The sequence below is a fragment of the Methylobacterium sp. SD274 genome (genome assembly GCF_017355285.1).
In the GTDB taxonomy this organism is placed as follows: domain Bacteria; phylum Pseudomonadota; class Alphaproteobacteria; order Rhizobiales; family Beijerinckiaceae; genus Methylobacterium.
The window spans coordinates 114922-128493 of record NZ_JADIJP010000009.1 but is presented as its reverse complement, the minus strand read 5'-3'; the positions used below and the strand labels follow the sequence as shown (position 1 = coordinate 128493).

Below are 13572 nucleotides of genomic sequence, written 5' to 3'. Positions count from 1 at the left end.
TAGATCCAGCCCCGCATCGTCACCACGCTCCGGACATTTCATGGCTCATCGCATCCTCGTTACCGGAGCCAGCGTGGCCGGCTGTACCCTCGCATGGTGGCTTGCCCATCTCGGAAACGAGGTCACCGTGGTCGAACGGGCACCCACCTTCCGGGACGGCGGCCAGAACATCGACGTGCGCGGCGTCGGCCGTGACGTGCTGCGCCGGATGGGGCTGGAACAGATCGCCCTCGAACGCGGAACGGGCGAAACCGGAACCGCTTGGGTCGATGGCGAGGGCCGGATCGCCGCTCAATTCCTCGTGGACAGGGACGGCGGCGACGGACCAACGGCCGAGATGGAGATCCTGCGCGGGGACCTCGCCCGCCTCCTCTACGAGGCCGGGCGCGACACGGCACGGTTTCGCTTCGGTGACAGCATCGACAGGATCGACCAGGACGGGGAGGCGGCGACCGTCACCTTCGCGAACGGTCGCACCAAGCGCTACGATGCCGTCGTCATCGCCGAGGGTGTCGGTTCGGCGACGCGCGAGCTCGTCTTCCCCGGCGAGAACGATCCGCGCTGGATGGATCTCGTCATCGCCTATTTCACCATCCCGCGCGTCGCCGACGACGACCGGCTCTGGCGCTGGTACAACGCGACCGGTGGCCGGAGCGTCTCGCTTCGACCTGATCGCAACGGCACCACGCGGGCGATGCTGTCCCTCCGGCAGCCGCCGGGGAACGAGCAAAGCTGGGACAGCGACCAGCAGAAGGCGTTCCTGCAGGAGCGCTTCGCCGGTGCCGGCTGGCAGACCGGACGTGTCCTCGCCGGCCTGGACACGACGGAGGATTTCTACTTCGACGTCCTTCGCCAGGTCCGGATGCCGCGCTGGTCGAAGGGCTGCGTCGCGTTGGTGGGTGATGCGGCCTGGTGCGCCACGCCGCTCGCGGGCATCGGCACCACCCTCGCCATCACCGGCGCCTTCGTGCTAGCCCACGAGATCTCTCGGACCGCCGATATTCGCTCGGGCTTCGATGCCTACGAGAGGGCGATGCGACCGATGGTCGAGCAGGGCCAGGGCGTCCCGAAGATCGCCCCGAAATTGGCGAACCCGAAAAGTCGCCTCGGCATCCGTCTCCTCCACGGTGCGTTGCGCTTCGCCAGCATGCCCATCACACGGCGTATCGCGGGAAAACTGTTCTCGAATGCGCCGAAGGCACCCGACATGTCGCGTTACGACCCTCCGCCCACGGCTGACGAGGGGCCATCCTCCACGCTTCGGACAGCCTGATCGCTTGCGCGACGAAAGCGCCTGGACCCGACAGAGTCAGCAGAGCGACGGACGCCGGACCGAACGGCCGGGCGACTCCTCACTCTCAGCGCAAGCGCGCGGACATCGGCGTCATTGGCCGAGGGAAAGGGTGAGGCGGTAACGCGCCTGGCTCACCCGGACCCTCACGGTGCCGACGGGGCACCCGAGCACGGCGGCCGCCTCCTCATGCGTGAGTCCATCCACCGTCACCAGCAACAACGTCTCTCGCTCCTCCATGGGAACGGCATCCAGGGCGGTCTGCAATGCGAGATGGGCGGCCCCTTGCTGCTGGTTGGCAGCCGCCGAGTGTTCGGCCGCGACGGCACCGTCGAAATCCAAGATCCGGCGCCTCACGCGCCTGTGCTTGTTGTGGTGGATATTGCGCAGGATCGTGAACAGCCACGCCACGAGGCTGGTGCCCTCAGCGAACCGGGAGCGCTGTTCCCAGGCCCGCATCAGCGTGGCCCGGACCATGTCGTCGGCCTCCGCGATGTTGCCGGTGCGCAGGAGAGCGGAGCGGCGCAGGCGCGGCACGAGGGCGATCACCCCGTCGCCGAACGCCTTCGAGACCTGCCGCTCCGCCTCCGCGTCGAGCAGGGCGGCCCTGAGCCGGAGCAGAACCCTACCGAGCCGCGTATCGGCCTCGACCGTGCCCGCTCTCGGAATGAGCTCTTCAAGTCTTCGTCCAAGCTCATCCTGCACAGAGGGATTCGAGCCATCTGGATATGACGATTCTTTAGCTTCTGTGGTGACGTACATTCCGCAGATACGTCCTTGTACCGGATAGCGGCCGGAGGTCGCCGTGCTTCTACGGTTGAGAATACGTACGCGCTTCTGGATGATCGCTCACGTTCACGTCAATGATCCAGATATACCAGTCTTTCGCTTTCACCCATCGGAACCGCCGGCCACCCCCACCTGTTAGAGGCGGGCTTGATACAGGCGGCACGGAAGGCGGTCGAAGGTGGTTGGCGGCGGCAGGCATGAGCTTCGGCGGGTCGGCGGACGCAAGAACTCTCTTTTCTCGATCGTCATGACGGGCGGTCACACGGAGGCCGCCCGCCGGAAGCTCAACGAGCACGAGCATTCCGCAGACGTTGTCCAGAGCCGTAGCGACAGTTTCCCCTTGCTCTGAACTGACGAATAAAAATCACTCTACTAGTAGATTTGCATCATTGCTTGGCAGTGAGCACGGGCCACTTGAGGGGTGTGTCAGTCGCTGAGGCATTGGAGCATCCCGTGAGCGCGCAAAAGACGACCGATGCTTCCGACAAGCTCAAGGCCTCGGTGAAAGAGGCCATCGGAAAACTGGTCGGAGATCCAGAAGTCGAAGCCGATGGCAGATCTCAGCAGAAATTACTGAAACCCGACGTGAAACCGAAGACCAGCCCAAAGTCGTAGCTTCGGCGGAACGTCACGCTTCACGAACATCCTTCACGACAAGAACAGGAGAGACATCATGGTCGATGCGGATCGCATCACGGGCGCCGCCAAGGAACTCGGCGGCAAAGTGCAGGGCACGGTGGGCGACCTCACCGGTTCGAAGCGGGATTCGGCGGAGGGCCGTGCGCGCGAGGCACAGGGTGCTGCCGAGAACCTCTATGGCCAGGCCAAGGACACCGTACGCGACGCGGCCGACCAAGTGGTCGATACCGCCCGCGACATCGGCGGCAAGGTTCGCGACACGGTCGGAAACCTGATCGGGTCCGACGACGTCGAGGACCGCGCGCGCCGCGCCCAGGGCGCCGCTGCCGACACCTACGACCGCGCCGAGCGCTCCGTCCGCAGCGCTGGCCGCGAGGCCTATGACCGGGCCGAGGACGCCTACGAAAACGGCGGCAATTATCTGCGCCAGGGCGGCCGCGAAGCCAGCAACCAGATCGCCGAGCACCCTGTCGCCGTCCTGCTGGTCGCCGGCCTCCTCGGCTACGGAATCGGCCTCCTCATCCACGGCCGCGACTGACGCTTAGAGCGCTCTCCGCCGAAGTGGATGCCGGTTCGGCGAAAAAGAGCGCGGCAAAACAAAGGCCTTGAGATGTGCCCCGACCCAACGTGGTCGGGCGCAGCTCTAGCGCCGCGATCGATCGGCCCGACCGCGCCGTGACCGCGCGGTCCGGCCCATGAGTTCACCCACCCCCGAACGACCGAGCTTCTCGGACGACCGACGACCCGGAGTACCAGTATCGTGTCCACTTCCCCCCTTCTTGCGACCTCATCCACCCCGGCTGCCGCCGACACCCGCACCGTCCTGCTGAACCAGGTGTCGTGGGGCGCGATCTTCGCCGGCGCCGTCACCGCCCTGGTGACCCAGGTCATCCTCAACATGGTCGGCGTCGGCATCGGCTTGTCCAGCGTCGGACCGGTGGCCGCCGACAACCCGGCCGCCTCGACCCTGTCGCTCAGCGCCGGCATCTGGTTCATCGTCTCGGGCATCGTGGCCGCCCTGGCGGGCGGCTTCATCGCCGGGCGTCTCTCGGGCAAGCCCGTCACGGGCGCCGCCGGCCTGCACGGCCTCGTCTCCTGGGCGGTGACCACCCTCGTGGTGCTCTACCTCCTCACCTCGGCGGCCGGCGGCCTCATCGGCGGAGCCTTCTCGGGCGTGACCAGCACGCTGGGCGGAGCCGGCTCGCTGGTCGGCGGCACCGTGCAGACCGCGGCCCAGGCCGCCGCCCCCTCGCTGTCGAAGATCACCAACCCGCTCGACGGCATCGAGCAGAGCGTCCGCAACCAGGCCGCCGGCCAGGACCCGCAGGCCGCCAAGGACGCCGCCGTCGCCGCGATCCGCGCCCTGTTCACGGGTGATCCGAGCCAGAAGGCCCAGGCCGAGAACCGTGCCGCCGACGCGCTGGCCAAGGCCCAGGGCATTCCGGTCGACCAGGCCAAGACGCAGATCCAGGACTACCGCAAGCAGTACGAAGAGACCGTCGCCACCGCCAAGCAGAAGGCCGAGGCCGCAGCCGTCGCCGCCAAGTCCGCCGCCACCCAGGGCGCCTTCTACGGCGCGCTCGCCCTGATCCTCGGCGCGCTCGCCGGCTTCTTCGGCGGCCGCCTCGGCGCCCCGAAGCTCCACACCCTCGCCGACAGCTACGGCGCCCGCCGCGCCTGAGCCACTCCCCGGCCGGTCACCCGCGACCGGCCGGACCTCCCCCTGCGATCTCATTCTCGAACCGAAGGAGCATCCCCATGAGCAGCACCACGGACAAGCTGAAGGGCCTCGCCAACGAAGCCGCCGGCAACGTCAAGCAGGCGGCCGGCAAGGTCACGGGCAACGACACGTTGGTTGCCGAGGGCAAGGCCCAGGAACTCAAGGGCGAGGCCCAGCGCACCGTCGGCGAGGCCAAGGACGGCGTCGCCTCGGTGGTCGACACGGTTACCGGCAAGCGCTGAACCGAAACGGCGGGCCCCGACCCGATCCGGGGCCCGTCACCTCCATCAATTTCGAACCTGGGAGTATCTCATGAACGGCGACCAGTTCCGCGGCGCGTCCCGCCACCTCACGGGCCGCGCCCAGACCGCGCTCGGCGGAATCACCGGTGATCCCGCCCGTCAGGTGCGCGGCGCCGTCAATCAGGTGGCCGGCGGTGCGCAATACGCCTACGGCCGGGCCCGTGGCCGGGCCGAGGATTTGGCTCAGGATGGCCGAGACATCGCCCATGAGATCCGGGATCGCGCCGGAAATCTCGTCGAGGACGGACGTCACCTCGTTGACGAGGCGCGAGATCGGGCCGGACACCTCATTGCCGATGGGCGCGACCTCGCGCGTCACGCCCGCAAGCGCGGCACGACCTACGGCCGGCAGGCCGTTCGCTACGCCGACAACAACCGAGCCTCCGCCGTGTTCGGCCTCGCCGCCGTCGCTTTCGCGGTCGGGTGGCTGTCCCGTTCCAAGCGTTGATCCCTCGTCCTCGGAGACCATCCCATGATCCGCAAGCTCCTGACTGCCTTCCTGCTTCCGAAGATCATCGCCTATGTCAGCCGCCGCTTCGGCGGCCGGTCCGCCGCCCCGCCGAACCGTCGGGGCTACTGATCCGGTTTCGGCATTTCCCCATCTTACGTCAGGAGACCACCTCACGATGAAGCTGACCTTCGCCCTCGCCGCCACCTTGGCCGCAACCCTGATCGGGCTTCCGGCCCAGGCCTCCCCGGCCACCGTCTCTCCGATCGAGGCGCTGGTCCGTGGTGACCTGGCGACCGGGTACGTGCAGCACCGTCGCTTCGGTCATCGGCACGGCTGGCGTGGCGGGCGTGGATACGGCCGGGGCTACGGCCATCGTCGTGGCTACGGCTACCGCCGTGGTCCCGGCGTGGGCGCCGCCGTCGGCGCAGGCGTGGCAGGCCTTGCGGCGGGGGCCATCATCGGCGGTGCCATCGCCAACTCGCAGGCCCAGGCCGCCCCGCGTGGGGTCCCGGCCGAGGCCGTCGCGGCCTGCGCCCGCCGTTTCCGCTCTTACGACGCGGCCAGCGGAACCTATCTCGGCAACGACGGCGACCGTCACACCTGCCCCTGATCCATCGATGGGGCCCGGACACGCCCGGAAGATGCCGGCGTCGCTCCGCCCCGGCTCCCGCGGCACTCCTTCCAACGCCGGCTCGGCTCCCATGCCGGGCCGGATTTCCGCAGACTGCCTTCCGCCCCCCACTCTCCACCGACAAGGACGACAGATGAGCAAGGGCTATCCCTCAATGACCGCGCTGCTGGGCCTGTTGGCCGTGGCCGGCTACCAGAACCGCGACAAGCTCGCCGAACTGCTGAAGGGGCACGATGCCCCCTCGGCTCCGTCGCTGAGCCCGAACCACGGCACCGTCCCGCCGATTCCCAACACCAGCGCGAACACCAGCTCCACGGGCGGCCTTGGAAGTCTTCTGGGCGGCCTCGGCACGGCCGGCGTGGGCGGGCTGATCGCCAGCGGCCTGAGTGAGCTCGTCGATCACTTCACCAAGGGCGGTCATGGCGAGACCGCGACGTCCTGGGTCAACCAGGGCGCCAACCGCGACATTCCCGAGGCGGATCTGGAACGCGCCATCGGCACGGACACCCTCGACCACCTCACCCAGCAGACCGGGCTGAGCCGCGCCGCGCTCCTGTCCCGCCTCTCGCGCGAGCTGCCCTCGGCCATCGACCGCTACGCCGCCGACGGCCGCAAGCCGGCTTAAGGCCAGACTTGCAGGCCAGACCTGCCCGACACGAAGCCACGATGCGGCCGGCGCATGACTGCGCCGGCCGCATACGACACCGGGCGATGCCGCGCCGGGGTTCGATCCACCGCCTTCCCCGACACCGCGAGACCCTCATGGCCATCGACTACCGCTCGGAACTCCGCCGACCCTTGCCCTTCAGCCTCGCTGTCGTGGCCGCGATCCTGCTGGTCTGGCTCATCGTCGCCTCCATCGCGGGCGCACGCCAGCGCAGTGCCCGGGACCATCGGATCGAGGACCTGCAGAGCCAGCAGATTGCGCTCCGCGCCGATCTCGAGCGGCAGGTCTCGACCGCCGGAACCTTGAATGCGCTCCAGGCCAAGATCGCCACCGCCCAGCAGCAGGGCCAGCAGGCGAGCCAGGCCGCCGAGCAGGCGAAGTCGCGCGCCGCAGCCCTGACGCAGGAGCAGCAGACGGCTGAGGCCAAGGCGGCCGAGGCAAAGAAGACGGCCGAGGCAGAGGCCCGCAAGCTCACCGAGCTGCAGAGCCAGGTCACGCAGGCCGAGGGGAAACTGACGCCGTTGCGCGAGGCCATCACCACCGCGGAGACGTCGGCGGTGGACCGCGCCCGGGATCTCGCCGAGGTCGGTCGCCGTCTCGAGGACGCCCGCGTGCAGGAGGCCAAGCTCCGCGCCGATCTCGCGACCATGACGCAGGAGGCGACGGCCAAGACGGCCGACCTCGCCAAGGCAGAGGAGCGCCAGCAGAATGCCCGCGAGGCCGCCGCCGCCGCGCAGAAGGATCTGGCCGACGCGCGTGCGGCGACCGAGCAGGCCACCAAGCAGCGCACGGAGATCGATCAGGCCGTCGCCGAATTGAGCGCCAACAAGGACAAGCTCACCGCCGAGATCGGCCTCGCCAACCGCGACGCCCAGCAGGCGCGCGAGGCCCTGGCGACTGTCCGCAACGACCTCGCCGAGGTCCAGGCGCAACGCGACCGCGTCGTGTCCGAGCGTGGCCAGGCCGAGCAGGCGTTGCAGAAGCTCTCCGCCGACCGCGATGCCGGCGCCACTGCCCTCGATGCCCTCCGCAAGCGCCAGACCGACGCGCAGGGAGAGCTGGCCACGCTCACCGAGACCCTGGCCACCCGCAACAAGGAGGCTGCCTCCATCGACGAGCGCCTAGCCTCTGCCCGGCAGGATCTGAGCGCCGCCCAGGCGAAGCTCGCCGAGACCCGCCAGCAGCTCGCCGCTCCGCCGGCCGTGGCGCCCGGCCAACCCGCCGCCAATCAGCCGTCTCGTTGAGGCAACAACGACCCATGCGAGCACTGCTTGCGTGGGTCGTCCATCCGGCCCTGTCCCCTATGAAGATCGCAGCATGACCATCCGTATCTTAGCCCTGACGGGTCTCGCTCTCGTCGGAGCGCTAGCCATGACCCAGCCATCCACGGCGCAGGAGGGCCCCGAAATGGAGGCCATGCGGGCGAGCTGCGGCAGCGATTACCTGCGACTCTGCGCGGGAATGAATCCCGGCGGCCCCGAAGTGAAAGCCTGCTTCAAGCGCAATCGCCCGAACCTTTCGGAAGGATGCTCGAGCGCCATCGCGGCTTATGAGCGGTCACGTGGCCGCTCCTCCGACGACGCCGAAGACTGACCAAATCAGACAACGGCCAGACGAAAAACACAGAGAAACGGATCGGATCCATGACCAAGTTCACCAAGGCCATCACCTATGTCGTGGCCGTCGCGGCCCTCGTCACGCTGGTGGTCGTCATCCTCCAATCGACGAGCATGCTCGCAAGCTCGTAGCGGACGATGGGACGAACAATATTTTGGAATGGCCTGCGGCATGGAGAAACGCCGCAGGTTCCTGTCGCGAACACGAACGACGACCATAATCGAATAATCGGCTGATGAAGGAACGGTATTGACGCGAACTTGTTTCTTGCTTCCAAGTTTAAGTCGGAGGCATGCATGCGTCGCGTATCATCTGTCCTCTCGATCTTCAGGAAGCGCGCCAATCCTGAACAACCTCCGCAAAAGTCATTACGGTCAAGCTCTCCTGTCGCGCCCCATCCTCTGAGCGAAAGTCTCGTTTACCCGATGGGACAAAGCTATAGCTGGGGCGGCCCATCGACGGCGTCACATGGCTTCGCGCCGGCTATAGGCTATGACGGCTATCATGGCGGCAACGGCTACTGATCTTGTGACGAAATAAAATCACGGAGGAGACTGGAACAGTAACCCCGTGACTGTCTAACCGACGGCGAGGTTGAGGGTGCGGTCCGCCGGCGAGAGCCTGACCTGGGAACCCCATCCGAATGGCAGGAAATCCTGCTCGATACCGTCCGCAAACACGACGCCGCCGTCGTTCATCCGCGAGGTGATAAGGAGCCCGGCATCTTTCAACTTGCCGGCGCGCAGCCGCGTGGTGCTAGCGACGCTGGGGAAGGGCTCGCGCACCCAATAGCCCACCGCCGCCTCCTCGGTTCCGAGCGGGATGGTCAGATGCGTCGCCTCGGCGATGGAGCGGGCCCATCCGGTGATCCCGGTCCCGGAGGCCACGATGAGCCCGCTGGAGGAATGATCCTCGGCCTCGTCCGCCGTCTCGATCCGGTAGCGTGCGGATTGGTGGCTGCGATGCCCGACGAAGATCTCGTTGAGGGCAAACAGCGTCTCGCCGTGGTCGAGGATTGCCCGGACCATGGTGCGACGCTCGATCGCCGCCGCACCGTTCACGCTGGCGGGGAGGAGAGCGCCCAACCGCTCGACGGCGATGCGGGCGAGGATACCGTCATAGAGGTCCGGCGCCGGGTTGATGCCGATGACGGGCTGCGCTCCGAGATACTTCGCCACATTCGCCACGAGCCCATCCTGCCCCACGGCGACGATCACGTCGTCGGGGGCGAAGAGGAAACGGTCGAGATCGGCCCGCCGGACCAGGGCTTGGCGCCACTCGTCGGGAACCGAGGCCCGCGCCTGGGCGAGCACGGCGTGGAAACGCTCGTGGCGCTCCACCACGTCCTCGAGTTTCTGCCCGCGGCTCTCGAGGAAGAAGCGCGCCTGGCCGCTGGTGGCGTGGCGTGCGATCAGAGCCTCGTAATCGGTCTCGCGGATCACGAAGACCGCGCGGTGGGTGAGGGCGGCCATGGTTAGCGCGCCTCCACCATCGGACGGGGCTTGTGGAACTCGCTCATCACGGCGGCCAGGAGGTCGGGCGTCACGCTGACATGCTCGATCGTGTCGAGCTTGCCCGCCAGTTCCTGCGCGGCGAGGCCGAGCAGAACCGCGGGCGGCAGGTCGCGGTAGATCGCGACGCGCTGCGCCTCGGCTTGGACCCTGGCCCCCTCGACGAGACGGATGCGCTCCGCTTCCGCCGTCGCCTCGACGCCCTGCGCCTCGGCGAGACCGGCGGCGCGGCTTCGCGCGTTCTCCGCCTCCTCGGAGATGAGGAGCTTCTCCCGGCGCGCCAGTTCCGTGCGCGTGGCGAGCTCGTTCTCGGCGATGGCGCGCTCCTTTTCCACGGCGAGCGCCCGACGGGAGAAGGTCGCCTCGTCGGCCTTCTGCTGGAGCGCCTCGAAGGTCGGGGTCTGCAGGGCGCGTTCGAGCTCGCTCGTCGGCGCGAGGTTGGTGAGCCGCACCGACACGGCGGCGACGCCGATCTCGGCCAGGGACTGGTCCGCCGCCAGAACGGTCTCCAGTCCTCCGCGCAGGGGCTCGGGGCCGGCATCCAGGATGGCGCGCACCGGCTTGCCACCGAGATATTGCAGCACCGCCTGACTGGCGATGCCGGCGATGCGGGCCTCGATCTTCTCGATCGGCTCACCCTGGAGCTTTCCGTTGCGAAGGCCGATGGAGAAATCGATGCGGTTCGCCAACCGCTCGGGATCGACCACGTGCCAGCCGATCGTCCCCTGCACGGCGACGGCCTGGAAATCCTGGCTGCGGCCCCGCACGAACAACGTCATCTCGCGGTCGTCCATCGGCACTTCGGCGATGCTCGACGTCTCGGGGCGGAACCAGAACACGAGGCCCCGGCCGCTCTGCCGGATGCGTCCCTTGCGGTAGCGGATGACGTGGCTGCTCGCCTCGCTCCTCAGCTGCGCGACCAGGCCGATATTGCGGATCGTCGCCATGGAAATCCTCCTGTGCGTTCAGCGAGATGGTTGAAATCGGTAGAGTTCGGCCGGCCGGAACGACGTTCCGGCCTCACGCAATCCGGTCGGCGCCAGCCAGCCCCGGTCGAGCATTCTGCGTCGGAAAGCCGGCTTGTTGAGCGTGGTGCCGAGCACCGCCTCGTGCACGTCCTGCAACTGGCGCAGGGTGAAGTGCTCGGGCAGGAGGGCAAAGCCCACATCCGAATAGTCGAGCTTGCCGCGCAACCGCAGGATCGCCATGGCCAGGATGGCGGCATGGTCGAAGGCGAGGGGAAGCGTCTCTCCCTTCGGCGACAGGGCCGTCACCTCTCCGCCCGTCTCGCCCGGCCACGGCACCGCGATGGTGGCCGGCGTGAGGGCCGCCGAGCGCTCCAGCGCCTCGGCGAAGTCAGCCTCCGGCAGAAGAGCCAGATAGGCGACGCTGATGATCCGCATCCGCGGATCGCGGTCGAGAGCACCGAATGTGTAGAGCTGCTCCAGATGCGCCCTGGCGATGCCGGCCTTCTCCTGCAGGACATAGAGGGCCGCCGCGTCGAGGGTCTGGTCGATGCCGACGAAGCCGCCGGGCAGCGCCCAGCGGCCAGCATGCGGAAGCTGGTCCCGCTTCAGCAGCAGCGCCGCGAGCCGGCCCGCGCGCAGGCCCAGCAGCACGAGATCGACGGCGAGGGCAGGGCGCTCGTAGGCGGCGGGATCGTAATCCGCCAGGAACTCGGCTTCGGTCACGGGGCAGCCTTATATGCTCGATGCATCTTAGTTAGATGCATCGAGCATATAAGGCAAGGAGTACGTCGCCCCGGGCACGAAAAAACCGGCCATCGCCTGGAGGGCGATGGCCGGTCTTCGAGCCGATGTGAATCAGGATGACGCGAACGGCGTGGTCAGTTCGGCAGCTTGTCGTCGATGCCCTTCACATACCAGTTCATGCCGAGGATCATCGGGTCGGGGGCGGTCTCGCCCTCCTTCACGGCGACGCTGCCATCCTGTTTCAGGACCGGCCCCTTGAAGGGATGGAGCGTACCGTCGGCGATCGCCTTCTTGGAGGCCTCGGCCTTGGCTTTCACGTCGTCGGGCATGTTGGCGAAGGGCGCCAGCACCACCATGCCCTCCTTGATCCCGCCCCAGGTGTCGTGGCTCTTCCAGGTGCCGTCCAGAACGGCCTTGGCCTCGCCGATCACGTAGCCATCCCAATCGTCGACGATGGAGGTGAGCTGAGCCTTCGGGGCGAAGCGCATCTGGTCGGAGGACTGGCCGAAGGCGAACTTGCCCTGCTTCTCCGCCTCCTGCAGCGGAGCGGCGGAATCGGTGTGCTGGGACAGGATGTCGGCCCCCTGCGCCAGCAAGGCCTTGGCCGCCTCGGCCTCCTTGCCCGGATCGAACCAGGTGTTCACCCAGACGATCTTGAGCTTGATGTTGGGGTTCACCGATTGCGCGCCGAGCATGAAGGCATTGATGCCGCTCACCACCTCGGGGATCGGGAACGAGGCGATGTAGCCCACCGTGCCGGTCTTGGAGAGCCTGCCGGCGATCTCGCCGCAGATGTAGCGGCCCTCGTAGAACCGCGCCGAATAGGTCGAGACGTTGGCCGAGCGCTTGTAGCCGGTGGCGTGCTCGAACTTCACCTTCGGGAATTTCTTGGCCACCTTCAGGGTGGGCTCCATGAAGCCGAAGGAGGTGGTGAAGATCAGCTGATGGCCCGAGCGCGCCAAGCTCTCGATGGAGCGTTCGCTGTCCGCCTCGGGCACGTTCTCGAGGAAGCTCGTCTCGACCTTGTCCGGCATGGCCGCCAGCAACGCCTTGCGGCTCTGGTCGTGCTGAAACGAGTAGCCGAAATCGGCCACCGGCCCGACATAGATGAAGCCGACCTTCAGCTTGCCCGCCGGCTTCTCCTGCGCCTGGGCCGCACCGAGCCCCAGCGTGAGCGCCACAGCGACGGCGACCCCCTTGATCATCCCCATATCACCGTCGTCCTCTTCGAAAAGCGCCGTTCAGCGGAACGGCGTGAACACGCGGCCGAGCGAGGCCGGGGCCACCGAGCCGCCCTGTCGTCGCCCCAGTGAGAGCAAGACGAGGGCCAGGATGGTGGCGAGGTAGGGCAGGGCCGAGAGGGCCTGGCCGGGCAGCCCGAGACCCGCGGCCTGCGCGTGAAGCTGCAGCACCGTGGCTCCGCCGAACAGCATAGCGCCGGCCATCACCCGTAGCGGGCGCCAGGAGGCGAAGACGACGAGAGCGAGGGCGATCCAGCCGCGGCCGGCAGTCATGGCCGGAGCCCAGAACGGCGTGTAGGCGAGGGAGAGATAGGCGCCGGCGAGACCGGCGCATGCGCCTCCGAACAGCACCGCGAGAAACCGGACCTTGCGCACCTTGAGGCCGAGCGCGTGGGTGGAGGTGTGGTCGTCGCCGATGGCGCGGAGCGCGAGACCGGCCCTGGTCCGCCACAGGAACCATGCGATTCCGGCAACGAGGGCGAAGCCGGCATAGACGAACGCATCCTGTCCGAAGAACAGCCGGCCGATGCCGGGAAGGTCGGTGAGGCCGGGAATGGCGAGATGCGGCGCCGATTCCCGCTTCATGCCGACATAGGAGGCGCCGACCAGTCCCGAGAGGCCGAGGCCGAGGATCGTCATGGCGAGCCCGGACGCGATCTGGTTGGCGGCGAGCACCACGGTGAGGATTCCGAACAGGGCCGACAGAGCGAGGCCGGCGCCCGCCCCCGCCACCGCTCCGGCCAATGTCGAGCCCGTCTCCACGGCCACCGCGAAGCCTGTTGCGGCGCCGAGCACCATCATGCCTTCGACGCCGAGATTGAGCACGCCGGACCGCTCGACCACGAGTTCGCCGAGCGCCGCGATCATCAGCGGTGTCGCGGCGGCGACGATGGTGACGAGCACCATCTGCAGGACGTCGAGAGTCATGGTGCGAGCTTCCTTCGACGCGCCGTCCGTCCAGCCGCCTTGCGGGTCGTCTCTCGCCGAGGAGCGCGCGGACG

16 protein-coding genes are annotated in these 13572 nt (G+C 67.8%); 10 read left to right on the top strand and 6 right to left on the bottom strand.

All coding sequences use genetic code 11. The features are described 5' to 3' along the window. Nucleotides 1–40: 40 nt before the first annotated feature. A complete protein-coding gene (locus tag IPV08_RS10540) occupies nucleotides 41–1273 on the top strand; it encodes an FAD-dependent monooxygenase (protein WP_207411835.1) in 1233 nt (410 codons plus the stop codon). Between the two features lie 111 nt (nucleotides 1274–1384). Here IPV08_RS10540 and IPV08_RS10535 read toward each other — a convergent pair whose 3' ends face one another. Continuing rightward, nucleotides 1385–1996: a sigma-70 family RNA polymerase sigma factor gene (locus tag IPV08_RS10535; protein ID WP_348646106.1), complete on the bottom strand. Its 612-nt coding sequence runs from the start codon at nucleotides 1994–1996 to the stop codon at nucleotides 1385–1387. Nucleotides 1997–2533: 537 nt separating this feature from the next. On the opposite strand from IPV08_RS10535, the gene IPV08_RS10530 reads away from it, so the two are divergent. From IPV08_RS10530 to IPV08_RS10490, 9 genes are all read left to right on the top strand, one after another. Continuing rightward, nucleotides 2534–2695, top strand: coding sequence for a CsbD family protein (locus IPV08_RS10530; protein WP_207411833.1), 162 nt, complete (start codon nucleotides 2534–2536; stop codon nucleotides 2693–2695). A 58-nt stretch (nucleotides 2696–2753) separates the two neighbouring features. After that, complete coding sequence (locus tag IPV08_RS10525; RefSeq protein ID WP_207411832.1) at nucleotides 2754–3257, top strand: CsbD family protein; 504 nt, start codon at nucleotides 2754–2756, stop codon at nucleotides 3255–3257. A 222-nt stretch (nucleotides 3258–3479) separates the two neighbouring features. Then, the gene (locus IPV08_RS10520; RefSeq protein ID WP_207411831.1) at nucleotides 3480–4400 is read left to right on the top strand and encodes a PhnA-like protein; all 921 of its coding nucleotides are present in this window, start codon (nucleotides 3480–3482) and stop codon (nucleotides 4398–4400) included. Between the two features lie 77 nt (nucleotides 4401–4477). After that, nucleotides 4478–4681, top strand: a complete 204-nt coding sequence (locus IPV08_RS10515; protein WP_056429224.1) for a CsbD family protein — start codon at nucleotides 4478–4480, stop codon at nucleotides 4679–4681. 70 nt (nucleotides 4682–4751) lie between these two features. Beyond that, entirely contained in the window at nucleotides 4752–5189 is a 438-nt protein-coding gene (locus IPV08_RS10510; protein ID WP_207411830.1) for a CsbD family protein, read from the top strand. Nucleotides 5190–5367: 178 nt separating this feature from the next. Then, nucleotides 5368–5802 (top strand): BA14K family protein, encoded by a 435-nt coding sequence (locus IPV08_RS10505; protein WP_207411829.1) that lies wholly within the window; start codon nucleotides 5368–5370, stop codon nucleotides 5800–5802. A gap of 154 nt (nucleotides 5803–5956) precedes the next feature. Further along, nucleotides 5957–6448 carry a YidB family protein gene (locus tag IPV08_RS10500; protein WP_207411828.1) on the top strand — a complete coding sequence of 164 codons (492 nt, stop codon included), beginning with the start codon at nucleotides 5957–5959 and terminating at the stop codon, nucleotides 6446–6448. A gap of 137 nt (nucleotides 6449–6585) precedes the next feature. Next, nucleotides 6586–7734: a chromosome partitioning protein ParA gene (locus IPV08_RS10495; protein WP_207411827.1), complete on the top strand. Its 1149-nt coding sequence runs from the start codon at nucleotides 6586–6588 to the stop codon at nucleotides 7732–7734. Nucleotides 7735–7807: 73 nt separating this feature from the next. After that, nucleotides 7808–8083 carry a hypothetical protein gene (locus IPV08_RS10490; protein ID WP_246747889.1) on the top strand — a complete coding sequence of 92 codons (276 nt, stop codon included), beginning with the start codon at nucleotides 7808–7810 and terminating at the stop codon, nucleotides 8081–8083. 602 nt (nucleotides 8084–8685) lie between these two features. On the opposite strand, the gene IPV08_RS10485 is transcribed toward IPV08_RS10490, so the two are convergent. From IPV08_RS10485 to IPV08_RS10465, 5 genes are all read right to left on the bottom strand, one after another. After that, nucleotides 8686–9579, bottom strand: coding sequence for an NAD(+)/NADH kinase (locus IPV08_RS10485; RefSeq protein ID WP_207411826.1), 894 nt, complete (start codon nucleotides 9577–9579; stop codon nucleotides 8686–8688). 2 nt (nucleotides 9580–9581) lie between these two features. Continuing rightward, complete coding sequence (locus IPV08_RS10480) at nucleotides 9582–10565, bottom strand: SPFH domain-containing protein (protein WP_207411825.1); 984 nt, start codon at nucleotides 10563–10565, stop codon at nucleotides 9582–9584. A gap of 18 nt (nucleotides 10566–10583) precedes the next feature. Next, nucleotides 10584–11309: an NUDIX domain-containing protein gene (locus IPV08_RS10475; protein ID WP_207411824.1), complete on the bottom strand. Its 726-nt coding sequence runs from the start codon at nucleotides 11307–11309 to the stop codon at nucleotides 10584–10586. Between the two features lie 155 nt (nucleotides 11310–11464). Further along, nucleotides 11465–12541: a BMP family ABC transporter substrate-binding protein gene (locus IPV08_RS10470; protein WP_207411823.1), complete on the bottom strand. Its 1077-nt coding sequence runs from the start codon at nucleotides 12539–12541 to the stop codon at nucleotides 11465–11467. 30 nt (nucleotides 12542–12571) lie between these two features. Beyond that, entirely contained in the window at nucleotides 12572–13498 is a 927-nt protein-coding gene (locus IPV08_RS10465; protein ID WP_056425047.1) for an ABC transporter permease, read from the bottom strand. Nucleotides 13499–13572: the final 74 nt, after the last annotated feature.